This is a genomic window from Nguyenibacter sp. L1 (genome assembly GCF_035199985.1).
Taxonomy (GTDB): Bacteria; Pseudomonadota; Alphaproteobacteria; order Acetobacterales; family Acetobacteraceae; genus Gluconacetobacter; species Gluconacetobacter vanlangensis.
The window spans coordinates 1873436-1886272 of record NZ_CP127015.1; the positions used below are offsets into that span (position 1 = coordinate 1873436).

Annotated in this window: 7 protein-coding genes; 2 read left to right on the forward strand and 5 right to left on the reverse strand. The window is 60.1% G+C overall.

What is annotated here, in order from left to right; genetic code table 11:
• Window positions 1-104 precede the first annotated feature (104 nt).
• Entirely contained in the window at window positions 105-407 is a 303-nt protein-coding gene (locus QN315_RS08545; protein WP_323992956.1) for a hypothetical protein, read from the forward strand.
• A 40-nt stretch (window positions 408-447) separates the two neighbouring features.
• Here QN315_RS08545 and QN315_RS08550 read toward each other — a convergent pair whose 3' ends face one another.
• The gene (locus tag QN315_RS08550) at window positions 448-1875 is read right to left on the reverse strand and encodes a carbohydrate porin (protein WP_323992958.1); all 1428 of its coding nucleotides are present in this window, start codon (window positions 1873-1875) and stop codon (window positions 448-450) included.
• A gap of 614 nt (window positions 1876-2489) precedes the next feature.
• Between QN315_RS08550 and gabT the strand changes: the two genes are divergently transcribed.
• The gene (gene gabT / locus QN315_RS08555; RefSeq protein ID WP_323992960.1) at window positions 2490-3767 is read left to right on the forward strand and encodes a 4-aminobutyrate--2-oxoglutarate transaminase; all 1278 of its coding nucleotides are present in this window, start codon (window positions 2490-2492) and stop codon (window positions 3765-3767) included.
• Between the two features lie 73 nt (window positions 3768-3840).
• On the opposite strand, the gene QN315_RS08560 is transcribed toward gabT, so the two are convergent.
• The 4 genes from QN315_RS08560 to QN315_RS08575 form a co-directional block, all read right to left on the reverse strand.
• The gene (locus QN315_RS08560; protein ID WP_323992962.1) at window positions 3841-4953 is read right to left on the reverse strand and encodes a class I SAM-dependent RNA methyltransferase; all 1113 of its coding nucleotides are present in this window, start codon (window positions 4951-4953) and stop codon (window positions 3841-3843) included.
• A gap of 599 nt (window positions 4954-5552) precedes the next feature.
• Complete coding sequence (locus QN315_RS08565; RefSeq protein WP_323992964.1) at window positions 5553-7400, reverse strand: sulfotransferase; 1848 nt, start codon at window positions 7398-7400, stop codon at window positions 5553-5555.
• 59 nt (window positions 7401-7459) lie between these two features.
• Window positions 7460-11911: a matrixin family metalloprotease gene (locus QN315_RS08570; RefSeq protein ID WP_323992965.1), complete on the reverse strand. Its 4452-nt coding sequence runs from the start codon at window positions 11909-11911 to the stop codon at window positions 7460-7462.
• Window positions 11912-12385: 474 nt separating this feature from the next.
• Window positions 12386-12673, reverse strand: a complete 288-nt coding sequence (locus QN315_RS08575) for a hypothetical protein (RefSeq protein WP_323992967.1) — start codon at window positions 12671-12673, stop codon at window positions 12386-12388.
• Window positions 12674-12837: the final 164 nt, after the last annotated feature.

A 12837-nucleotide genomic window follows, 5' to 3' on the forward strand; every position in this document is an offset into this window, starting at 1 on the left:
TGATCCGTGACAATTCGGGCCCCGGCCCCGTGTGCTAGCCGAACGTTGTTTGTTTTTTACCGATTGTACTCACTAACGACTTACTGATTGAATGGACGACCATCATGCGCGCATTCCACGGCCAGATGTCCGACAACCAGCCGATCCGGCGTACGCACGCGGAAAAGCAGAAGCAGTTGCGTGACCTGCGCGAGACATTGGCGGCGATGAAGTCGCATACCGCCCCGACCCTGCGCGAGAGCGTGCAGAAGCGGATCCGGCAATTGGAGGCCGAACTGGCGGCCGCGCCGGCCCTGAAGGAACAGGGACCGCGCGGGCGCGGCGACGGGGCGCAGGGCCAGGACCAAGGCCAAGGTCAGGGGCCGCGCGGGCCGCGGCCGCCGCGCAGCCGCATCCGCTCGTTCTGAGGGCGGGACGCCACGGGCCCCGCGGGGTCCGTGGCGGGAATTAGAATACCGCGTGCACCTTGAGACCGATCGCGTCGATTGCCGGTTTGTTGCGCTGCAGGTTGGGGCGCATGATGCGCTGGTAGTCCGGCTGCATGGACAGGCCGCGTGTGACGTGAAAACTATAGGTGACTTCGAGCACCGTCAGGTGGCTTTGCGGATAGGTGGTGTTGCCGGGCAGTTTTCTGCCCAGCGCGTAATCGATCCGCTGGGCGGCGACGAGGTCGGGGCTGGCGGTGGTGCGTGACAGTTCGATGCCGAACGTGTCCTGCGGACGGGAGTGGAATATGCCCCGGTCGACCAGCGCGCCGTAGAACTGGTACAGATAGGCGCTGGTCCTGGGATCGTTGCGGACCAGGCCGGCCATGACATAGAGCCCGTTCAGCGGGCCGTGCCCGTTGCGGATCAGCATCTGGTCGCCCTCGACCCAGATCTGGGTCTTGCCGTTGTCGGTGCGGAAGGGCTTTCTGGTCAGGGGGGCGGGGTTGTTGTAGATGTCGAGATAATTGTCGGCATAGTTCGCGTCGTCATAGGCGACGCCGAATTTGTAGTGCCCGACCAGGTTGTGCGGCCCGAAGGTGGGAATCAGCCCGAATTCGACCGGGACATAGATGCCCGTATAGCGATTGGTGCTGAAATTGAAGCCGGTGCGGTCATATCTGTTGGTGTTGAGATCCGGATTGACGCCGTACAGGCCCGCCTGAACATACATGCCGTGCATGGGCCAGAGGCGAAAGCGCGTGCCGTAGGTCGAACCGGGATAGGTGCCGTAGCCCGGGTCGCCGCGGGTCAGGGATTTCGGGTTGCCGCACATCGATTTGTTCATGAAGGTACAGAACAAAGGCGAGGCGGAGAAATCGATATTGACCGGCATCTTGCCCGCCGCGATCTGCAGCCGTCCGCCCCACAGATCCTGCGTGCCGTAGACATAGACCAGGTGGACGCCGACATTGCCGCCGCCGCCATAGATTTCCTGAAACCCGTTCAGGGACCGGTCGCCGAAATCGGCGGCCATGTTGTGACCGGCGCGGTTGACCGCCACCGCATGGGTCGTAAAGCCGCGCCAGCCGACCAGCTTGCTCCAGTCCAGGTCGAGTTCGACGCCGATCTGATGGGCGTATCCGGCGTCGCCGGCATTGCCGCCATCCAGGGCGAGCGCGCTTTCGCTGGTATAATCGACGACGATGCCGATGCCCCGCCGGTTCAGGTCCTTCACCAGGTTGGCCCAGGGCTGGTACATGTGCTCGACCGGCGGCGTGAAGGGCGTGTTTTCATAGGCGGTGGGCGTGTCGAGCGAGAAGGTCGGGGCGGTGGCGGAGATCGGGCCGCGATATTGCGCGTGGGCGGGACGGCCGGCGAAAAAACCCAGCAACGCCGACGCGATCAACGCGTAGCGCGCCAGAAGGGCGAGCGATCTGGTGAACATCATGCCTGTGGGTCTTGCGGTATCGCGAGGGGGCTGAATATCCGGACGGCCGGGAGCCGCCGGACGGTGAGATTATTGTTCTTGGGTCGTCAGGACATCGTCGAAGAGAAGACCGGTGCCGGGCGCCGGGCCCATCAAACGGGAGGTCGTCTTGCTGGTTGCGGCGTAGGGGGTTGCGTGACGGGGATTTGGAAAGCGGCTTGTGCGTCTTGGTCTTACGGTTGCCGGGGGTGTCGCCCCAGAGGTGCTGCCCCCGGCATTCGCCGCCATGTTGTTTTGAAACGGTACACGTTTACAAGATGGTAAGGTCGCGAAGTCCGGAACAAATTCTCGTGACAAACGACCCGGAACCAGGTTCCGGCGCGGCCGCGGAAGGCCGGTTCCTCGTAGTTCGTTTTCTGCATCAGCAGGGATTCGATTTCGTCATCGCATATTGGGCGCATATTGGGCACATATCGGGCGTGCGGGTTGCGCGGTTCGCGGCGGGCGGTCCGGTGGAGGATGGTGACCGGACGTCACCAGTGTCGCCAACTCGGCGTCTCCCGCGCCGGCGCGGCAGGACGTAGAAGCCGGACAGTCCGGCCGCGTGGCGGCTCGTCTTGCAGGGATTAAGAGCGATGGCACCGAGCAATTCCGATCTTCTGGCCCGGCGCGCGGCCGCCGTGCCGCGCGGCGTGGCGAGCGCCACAGCGATTCATGCCGCGAAGGCGGAGAATGCCGAGCTGTGGGATGTGGAGGGCCGGCGCTTCATCGACTTCGCGGGCGGGATCGCGGTGCTGAATGTCGGGCATCGGCATCCCAAGGTGATGGATGCGGTGCAGCGGCAGATGGCGCTGTTTACCCATACCGCGTTTCAGGTGGCGCCCTATGAGCCCTATATCGCGCTGGCCGAGCGGCTGAACGCGCTGGCGCCCTTTCCCGGCCCGGCCAAGACCATCCTGTTTTCCACCGGCGCCGAGGCGACCGAGAACGCGGTGAAGATCGCCCGGGCGGCCACCGGGCGGAGCGGGGTGATCGCCTTTGCCGGCGGGTTTCATGGGCGCACGCTGCTAGCCTCGGCCCTGACCGGCAAGGTGACGCCGTACAAGGCGCCGTTCGGCACCATGCCGGCGGGGATCTTCCATGTCCCCTTCCCTGCCGGCGGGATCGGCGTGGCGGACAGTCTGCGGGCGCTGGAGCTGGTCTTTGCCGCCGACATCGCGCCGGAGCAGGTGGCCGCCATCATCATCGAACCGGTGCAGGGCGAGGGCGGGTTCCGCGTGGCGCCGCCCGAATTGCTGCGGGCCCTGCGCGCGGTCTGCGACAGACATGGGATCGTGCTGATTGCCGACGAGGTGCAGACGGGCTTCGCCCGGACGGGGAGCCTGTTCGGCATCGCCTTGTCGGGGGTGGCGCCGGACCTGGTCTGTGTCGCGAAGTCGCTGGGCGGGGGATTTCCGCTGTCGGGGGTGATCGGGCGGGCGGCGATCATGGATGCGGTCGGGCCCGGAGGGCTGGGCGGCACCTATGCCGGGGCGCCGGTCGCCTGCGCCGCCGCGCTGGCGGTGCTGGACGTGATTGAAGAAGAAGGGCTGGTGGAGCGGGCCCGCGCGATCGGCGCGCGCCTTCGCACAACGCTGGAGGCGTGGCGCGGCCGGGCGGACCTGGTGGCGTTCGGCGCGCCGCGCGGGCCGGGGGCGATGATCGGGTTCGATATCCTGGAGGGGCCGGACGGCGCGGTGCGCGCGGGCGGCGCCGCCGCGATCTGCAACCGGGCGGCGGAGCTGGGGCTGATCGTGCTGTCATGCGGGGTGCAGGGCGAGACGGTGCGCATTCTGGTGCCGCTGACCGCGTCGGACGCGCTGATCGACGAGGGGATGGGGATTCTGGAACAGGCCTTGCGGGCGCGGGAGTAGCCAGAACCGGGTTTCGAAGGCCGCCGGCCTTCGGCGGGGGCCGGGGCAGCGCCCTGGGTAGCGACCTGGGCGGTTACAGCGGCGCGGTCCGGAACAAGGACACGCGCAGCCCGCCATGCGGGACCGGCGCGGTGGTGGGCAGGAAGGGCAGTCCGGTGGCGTAGGCCAGGGAGGGTTCGCTGGTGACGATGCCGACGCGCCAGCCGGCAAAGCGGCGCAACAGGGTCTGCCCGAGGGTACGATAGAGGGGCGCCAGGGTCTGTTTGTCGCCGATGCGGGTGCCGTAGGGCGGGTTGGCGATGACGAGGCCGGGCGGGCCGGCGGGCGGGGCGAGGTCGCTGATGGTGGCGACGCGGAATTCGGTGCAGGCGGCGACGCCGGCGCGTTCGGCGTTGGCCTGGCTCATGACGATGGCGCCGGCGTCGCGGTCGCTGCCGTAGAAGCGGGCGGCAGGCATGCGTGCGCTTTTCACGTCGCGCATGCGCTGCCAGGCCTCGGCGTCGAAGGTGGCGAGCTGTTCGAAGGCGAAATGACGGGAGCGGCCGGGATTGAGGCGGGAGGCGATTTCCGCGGCCTCGATGACGAAGGTGCCGGAACCGCACATGGGATCGAGCACCGGTTCGGCGCCGTTATAGCCGCATTGCAGCAGGAAGAGCGACGCCATGGTTTCGCGCAGCGGCGCGCGGTTGACGGCCTGCTTGTGTCCGCGCCGGTGCAGCAGGTCGCCCGAGGTGTCGACGCTGATGGTGCAGAGATCCTGTTCGATGCGCGCACGCACCAGGATGCCGGCATCCGGCGCGTGGGGGGCGCCGAGGGTTTCGCGGATGGCGGTTTCGATCCGCTCGGCCGCCGCGCCGGCGTGGTAGATGCGCGAACCGGCGCAGGAGGCCTCGACCCGGAAGGGGATGTCGGGGCGGAGGATTTCGGCCCAGGGCACGCGGCGGGCGCGGCGGTCGAGCTGCGCGAGGTGGGTGACGGGGAAGGATTCGATCCTCGCCAGGACGCGGCCGGCGCCGCGGACCCACAGATTAGCGCGCCAGACCTCCGGCCAGCCGCCCCGGATGACGACGCCGCCGGGCACGGCCCGGGGTTGCTTGAAGCCCTTGAGCCGTACCTCGCCGCACAGCACGTCTTCCAGGCCCGGGGCGGCGGCCAGGAAGATCTCGAAATCCTGCTCCTTGGTCATGGCGCCTGCATGGCAGGAAGCGGGGATGAGGGCAACTTTGGCGTCCGGTTTGGCGGACGGCGACCGAATCGTGTGGCGTAACATTCCGTTTCACATCGGCGGCGGCGGTGCCCTTGTCCCACGCGCCCGCTTTCCTCGCGAACATCGAGCGACTGATCCAACTTCAGTCCCTCTGCAGCCATGACCGGCGCTGGGATGCGGACGGACGTGCTGTTGCCCCACTTTTCCGCCACGGCTTTCACTTACGACCCCATCACATCCAGAGTTGCCTATCGGTATGGGGCGCCGGTATCAGCGCCCGATGGGGCATCGAGCGATGTTCTCCGACTGCAAGTCGCACGGTTTCGGCCTCGAACACAGTCAATTGCGTACGCCCGAACGTCTTGGCCGACTGGTGCTGGTAATGAGCATCGCCCTGTATTTCGCCGTCTCCACCGGCCTGTGGGATGCCACGACCCATTCGCCTATGGACGAAAAAAAGCCCACGCCGCCAGCCCGCGAACCTGACCCGCGGTCTGCGGCGTATCGTCAGACTCCTCCAATTCCGCCAGCCAATGCCGTCATTATGAGCGTCCGGATGAAACTGACGGGTGGTGAGGTCACACTCCTTCCAAAGCACCCCTGCGATAGCTTCCGAGTCCGTCGAGTAACGGGCGCAAAACCGCATCATCCGGTCGCCAGCGTCCGACTGAACTCCGATAGATTGGCTTTCTTACTTGCTGTACACTTGCGGTTCTAACAGGCCGTTTCGCCTTGTGAAAGTTCAGACAAGCGTCGTCCCAGGTGAGGCCGCAATATGCAATCAGTGATCGTGCATTCTGTTCAAGATCTTCGACGACCTCTTCGTAACGCACGTCGTAAATCGTGCCGCTGGGAAGTATCCGATGCCAATGATCCATCAATTCTCTGTAACTGCGATAGCGCCTTCCCAATTCTCCCAGATCAAAGGTAAAATCTTGAGAATGAAAGAAGGTAGAAAAACATGATAGACATGTGTCGATCGGATCTCGAACCGTATGAATAATCCGCGCATTCGGAAATAGTGCGTAAATGAGTGCTATGTGTTGGTAGTTACTCAGCGTCTTATTAATAATTCGTGTTGGTGTCTGCGGCCGCGTCCAATTGGACACCAGTTTATGAAGCCGACCGAGATAATCTTCTGAAATAGACATTCGTTCTGCAGCTGTCAGGTTTTCCAACGGCGACACCGATTGCCATCGATCGAATTTTGATGCTGCAGAACGAAATGTGTCGAAGAGAGTGCTTATTTCGCCAGCGCCATACACTTCGGGATGACTGGCCAGAACCTGCTCGACCAATGTCGAGCCGGAACGCGGCATTCCGATGATAAAGATGGGAAGCGAAGAGGAATGACCAGTCTTGGCGAACTCTCTGATAGTATCGGCCGATACGGACTGGCATAGCTGCTTCGCGCGATTGATTGCAGGTTTCTCGTCGTACGTCAGGTAGCGGCGACGCACCCTGTTGCCTGTGAGAAAATGGTCGAATGAGAGCTGATGCGCTCCGAGATCCGAAAAGGCCTTCCCGAGGGCAAAGTGCAGATCAGTGCGATCACTGTCACTGAGTGAGGAATCCTCGACCAATCGTTGCATCGCTAAAAAGTGGGAGTCGTCCGCGTCCAGCTTAGTGGCTTGAGCAAGAGCCAGGTAATATCGTGGACAGTTAGTAGCAATATCTATGGCGTGCCGAAAATAATCAATTGCCACATCGAGGTCACCGAGCTCTTGTAAAACAACCCCCAATTTGAAGTGGGGCATCGCGTCGGCAGGTTTCAATGCACAGGCAGATTTGAAATGACGAATCGCGGCATCGTACTGCCCGGCTTTCTGGTGCAGCTCTGCCAGGTTGAAATGGACAGAAAAGTTCGTATTGTCTTGCAGTATTATGGTTCGGTAACAGGCGATTGCCTCCTCGAGGCGGTCAAGGTCACTGAGCGAAATGGCCAGGCTAAGTCGGGCCTGAACGAACTCGGGTGCGTACGTAAGAGCCGCTTGAAATTCGAGAACCGCCTCTTTGGTGCGCCCGGTGGACCGCAGGGCTGTCCCAAGATTATTGAGAACAACGGGATCATTAGGCGTTATCGAAAGTGCGTCCCGGTAAGACTGAATCGCAGCTTCATGGTTCCCTTGCTTGGCAAGGGCAGTACCCAAGTTACTCAGTGCCATCACGTAGGATGGGCGCAGTTCGATCGCTTTTCGGAAGCAGAAGATCGCTTCATCATGTTCGCCAGCCCCTTGCAAGGCCATTCCAAGATTATTGAAGCCCGCCGGATTATTGGGATCTCGCTCCTGGGCAACGCGCAGGAGCGGAATGGCCCTGTCAAGCTGTTGTTGTTGAGCGTAGAATGTTCCCAGCACCTGCATTGCTTGGAGGTGAGTGGGGTCTCTTTTCAGAATGACTTCGCATTTTTGGATGAAATCGGGCACCTGGTTTGGCTTCGTGTATCTGGCGGCATGAAGGTCGGGTGCCGTGGCTGCCTCCCGTTTCATGATGTGTGCGCCGGGACGCTGAGGAGTGGTTCTGCGCTGCTCGGAGGACAGAGCACGGACGTGTGGGCCGGTGCCGCCGTGCCGGTGAATGACGCGATGGCCTGTATCATCGAAGAGGTGGCGGCCGCGTCGCGGGCCGTGGGGTAGAGCGCAGCGATCTCGGACCTGTCCGAGGCGCTGAGGGTCACGTTGCGCGCGCTCAACTCCGGATACATGATCGAGGTCGGGTTGGCGCTTTCGGCCAATCCGAGCGCATGGCCGATCTCGTGCAGGGCGAGTTGCTCAAGCCCGACCGAACTCCCCGCGTAGGTAAAGGCTCCGGCACGCGTCTGCGTCAACGGGTCCTGCAAGGGATTTTCAAGCTCGATCATCGTACCGGGACGCAGGCTCCCCTCACTGGCCCTGAGTAGGGTGACGCCGGCGACACCGCTATCCGCGGTATCGAGGTTCCCCCACCCGATACGGATGTCGGACGAGGCCGAGTCCGCAACCTGTTCGAAATCGATGCCGGAGGCCTTGGACCATGTGTCGATCGCCTGTTCCACTGCGGCCTGATACGTCCCTTGGATGGTGCCTCCATAGAGCGGTACGCCTCGGGGCGCCGTCTCGGTAAAGCTCCACGTGACAGGATGGCGACTGTCAACCAAGCCGCCGACCAACAAGGACGGCGCCACGGCACCAGGAACGTTGGTGCCGGCACGAATGGCCTGTTCGTCCAGGCTCCAGGCCGTGTCCGCGGTGTCCGCGGACAGCCCATGCGACAGGTCGTATTGGCCGATGGCGTTCACCGGCTTAGTGACGTCCGCGTCCAGGCCATAGAAGACCGTATACGTATAGGTCGTGACGTAGGTGGTCGTGTAGGTGTAGACACCGCCACTTTGCTCGTCACCCGTTCCAATCACCTTGTCGTGCGAGCCCGAAAACGTCACGAGGGCATGGTCGGTATCCACCGTGTCGTCCGAGCCGGTAATGTCCAGCGTGTCACCATCGCCGCCGGTGAAGGTGTCATTGCTGCCCGTCACGGTCAGGCTCAGATCGTTCCCGAGATGGACGGTGAGGTTGCTCCCGGTGACGACATTGCCGCTGCTATTGTCGCCAAAAGCAAACGTCTCGTCATTGGCACCGGCGATCGCCCCGTTGAACGTATTGTTCGACCCGTCGTCAACAACGGTATCCCCAGTGCCGGCCATATTGAATTTGTTATTGTTCGACCCGCCTCCAATATTGATGGTAGCGTTGCTACCCGGCGTGAAGCTGTTATTGCTGGCATTAGAAAGGGTCAGTGTGCTGCCATTGCCATTGCTGACCGTGTCGCCGGTGCCGTCAATCGTCAGCGCAGCATCCGTATTCCCTGTAATCGTGTCATTGTTGCCATAAACGGTCGCCTGGGTATTCGCATCGAGGGTAATCCCCGCGCTCTGTCCGTTCGCGGTCGTTGCCCCTGCTGCGTCGCTGCCGGCATAGATGGTGTCGTAGTCGCCGTTGGTTCCCGAAACGAAGAGATACTCGTCTGCGCCGGCATAGATTGTGTTGCCATTACCACCGACGCCGAGCGCATCGCCACCATTCTCGGTGATGGTGTCGCCGTTGCCATAGACCGTCGCCTGGGTGTTCGTATCGAGGGTGATGCCCGCACCCTGTCCATTCGCGGTCGTTGCCCCTGCTGCGTCGCTGCCGGCATAGATAGTGTCGTAGTCGCCGTTGGTTCCCGAAACGAAGAGATACTCGTCTGCGCCGGCATAGATTGTGTTGCCATTACCACCAACGCCGAGCGCATCGCCGGCATTCTCGGTGATGGTGTCGCCGTTGCCATAGACCGTCGCCTGGGTGTTCGTATCGAGGGTGATGCCCGCACCCTGTCCGTTCGCGGTCGTTGCCCCTGCTGCGTCGCTGCCGGCATAGATAGTGTCGTAGTCGCCGTTGGTTCCCGAAACGAAGAGATACTCGTCTGCGCCGGCATAGATTGTGTTGCCATTACCACCAACGCCGAGCGCATCGCCGGCATTCTCGGTGATGGTGTCGCCGTTGCCATAGACCGTCGCCTGGGTGTTCGTATCGAGGATGATGCCCGCACCCTGTCCGTTCGCGGTCGTTGCCCCCGCTGCGTCGCCGCTTCCATGGACGTTATCGTAGTTCCCGCCGGTTCCGGCAATCTCGAGATATTCGTCCGGTCCCGCGTAGACCGAATTCCCGCCGCCATCGACCGTTAGCGCATCGGCGTTGTTTTCGGTGATGGTGTTACCGCTGCCATACATATTGGCTTCTACGTTCGAATCGAAGACAATGCCGGTGTTCAGACCGTTTGCCGTCTTGTCCCCCGATACGTCGTCGCCTCCATGGACGTTATCGTAGCTCCCGTTGGTTTCGGCAATCTCGAGATATTCGTCCGGTCCCGCGTAGACCGAATTCCCGCCGCCATCGACCGTTAGCGCATCGGCGTTGTTTTCGGTGATGGTGTTACCGCTGCCATACATATTGGCTTCTACGTTCGAATCGAAGACAATGCCGGTGTTCAGACCGTTTGCCGTCTTGTCCCCCGATACGTCGTCGCCTCCATGGACGTTATCGTAGTTCCCGCCGGTTCCGGCAATCTCGAGATATTCGTCCGGTCCCGCGTAGATCGAATTCCCGCCGCCATCGACCGTTAGCGCATCGGCGTTGTTTTCGGTGATGGTGTTACCGCTGCCATACATATTGGCTTCTACGTTCGAATCGAAGACAATGCCGGTGTTCAGACCGTTTGCCGTCTTGTCCCCCGATACGTCGTCGCCTCCATGGACGTTATCGTAGTTCCCGCCGGTTCCGGCAATCTCGAGATATTCGTCCGGTCCCGCGTAGACCGAATTCCCGCCGCCATCGACCGTTAGCGCATCGGCGTTGTTTTCGGTGATGGTGTTACCGCTGCCATACATATTGGCTTCTACGTTCGAATCGAAGACAATGCCGGTGTTCAGACCGTTTGCCGTCTTGTCCCCCGATACGTCGTCGCCTCCATGGACGTTATCGTAGTTCCCGCCGGTTCCGGCAATCTCGAGATATTCGTCCGGTCCCGCGTAGACCGAATTCCCGCCGCCATCGACCGTTAGCGCATCGGCGTTGTTTTCGGTGATGGTGTTACCGCTGCCATACATATTGGCTTCTACGTTCGAATCGAAGACAATGCCGGTGTTCAGACCGTTTGCCGTCTTGTCCCCCGATACGTCGTCGCCTCCATGGACGTTATCGTAGTTCCCGCCGGTTCCGGCAATCTCGAGATATTCGTCCGGTCCCGCGTAGACCGAATTCCCGCCGCCATCGACCGTTAGCGCATCGGCGTTGTTTTCGGTGATGGTGTTACCGCTGCCATACATATTGGCTTCTACGTTCGAATCGAAGACAATGCCGGTGTTCAGACCGTTTGCCGTCTTGTCCCCCGATACGTCGTCGCCTCCATGGACGTTATCGTAGTTCCCGCCGGTTCCGGCAATCTCGAGATATTCGTCCGGTCCCGCGTAGACCGAATTCCCGCCGCCATCGACCGTTAGCGCATCGGCGTTGTTTTCGGTGATGGTGTTACCGCTGCCATACATATTGGCTTCTACGTTCGAATCGAAGACAATGCCGGTGTTCAGGCCGTTTGCCGTCTTGTCCCCCGATACGTCGTCGCCTCCATGGACGTTATCGTAGTTCCCGCCGGTTCCGGCAATCTCGAGATATTCGTCCGGTCCCGCGTAGACCGAATTCCCGCCACCATCGACCGTTAGCGCATCGGCGTTGTTTTCGGTGATGGTGTTACCGCTGCCATACATATTGGCTTCTACGTTCGAATCGAAGACAATGCCGGTGTTCAGACCGTTTGCCGTCTTGTCCCCCGATACGTCGTCGCCTCCATGGACGTTATCGTAGTTCCCACCGGTTCCGGCAATCTCGAGATATTCGTCCGGTCCCGCGTAGACCGAATTCCCGCCGCCATCGACCGTTAGCGCATCGGCGTTGTTTTCGGTGATGGTGTCGCCGTTGCCGCTTATCTCTATTTGGGAGATTGAAAATATAACGATAGTACTATTGTCTAGGTTTAAAGTAGATCCGATGCCGGACACCGATGCTACAGTTGAACCAGAGGGTTGTATTGCGAGCGTCTGGGTGTATTTCGTAGAGCCGTCGGGATTGAAACCTGTGATATCACTTTCCACCGAACCGTCGGCGTTCTCTGTCAAAGTATCTCTGGTTGGAACGTTTCCCTTCGGATCGGTGAAGTTTATCGTTTGCTGATCGGATGCCGTTTGAATAACGGTATAGCTTTGATTCTGAGCAGGATCATTTGAGACCATAACGGAACTACCGCCGGGCGAACCATTATCATTGTCCGTGATCTGCTGCGTTCCGCCGGTGGCGCCCCCAAACGGTAAAATGTTCTCAGCCCCAGGAGCCCAAAATCCCAAATTTTGTCCTTGGGAAATCTGCGGCAACTCTATCCCTGCTGCAACAAGGGCAGTACTGGCGACCGAGTTGGAATTTTGTGTCAAGAGAGAGTAAGGGACTCCAGCGTTAGCTACGTTACTGTATACGTTTCCAATATCCGTCCACGCTGGAGATAGATTTGCACCGCTGGCTACTGTTACCGTAGAATACGGAGAACTTGGCGAACCAAATAACCGCTGCGACGCGGCCGCGGACAGGTCACTAACGGCGCCTCCGTCCGTTGTTATAGTGCCGAAAGTCGTTTCTTGTCCAGACTGTGCGGCCTGGATAGCAGAAAACGTTCCCCGTAAGGCTAAGAGTAAATTCGCTCCAGAGACACCAGGATTGGCAGAATAATAGAAACTTACGCCTGCCGAATTCGTATAAAGTAAAGTCTCGTGATACCCAAGTAGACCGCTGGCACTTTGGATCGGTTGAAATATAACCTGGATCGTTTCTTCAGACATATCATGAAACTCCCCTTAAAAAGCAGAAGGGAAAGCGGTTAATTCAAGTTTTCCAATTTTTTCGGCGTCATCATTTGAGATGTAAACTGACGCATAGAGCTCCGTAGGCATTAGAGGGAATATACCCTTTACAATTTTTGTGGATTTTCCAATCCATAACTTTCTAAATTGCCTAGATATATTCAATTTCTCATCAACATCCTGACAAACCAACCCAAATCCACATTTATTTAAAAAGTCTACTGCGGAAGAGACTTTATATATTTCATGCTCCTGGAGGTAATCCTCGAGCAAACTCGTCATTGGGACTCCTTTGACCCCACTAAATGGCTGCCCCGACGCTATGAATTGATCAAAGTAATCCGACGCTATCGCTTTAAAATCCGATGGTCGCGCAGACGTCATTTTCGTTCTCCGGAGTGTGAAAATGGACATTTTCTGACATCCTCATATCGGAGTTGGGAGGC

Excerpts from the sequence above, each read along its gene's own strand:
- QN315_RS08550 (WP_323992958.1), bottom strand. The coding sequence starts at position 1,875 with ATGATGTTCACCAGATCGCTCGCCCTTCTGGCGCGCTACGCGTTGATC.
- QN315_RS08545 (WP_323992956.1), top strand. The coding sequence starts at position 105 with ATGCGCGCATTCCACGGCCAGATGTCCGACAACCAGCCGATCCGGCGT.
- QN315_RS08560 (WP_323992962.1), bottom strand. The coding sequence starts at position 4,953 with ATGACCAAGGAGCAGGATTTCGAGATCTTCCTGGCCGCCGCCCCGGGC.
- gabT (WP_323992960.1), top strand. The coding sequence starts at position 2,490 with ATGGCACCGAGCAATTCCGATCTTCTGGCCCGGCGCGCGGCCGCCGTG.
- QN315_RS08575 (WP_323992967.1), bottom strand. The coding sequence starts at position 12,673 with ATGACGAGTTTGCTCGAGGATTACCTCCAGGAGCATGAAATATATAAA.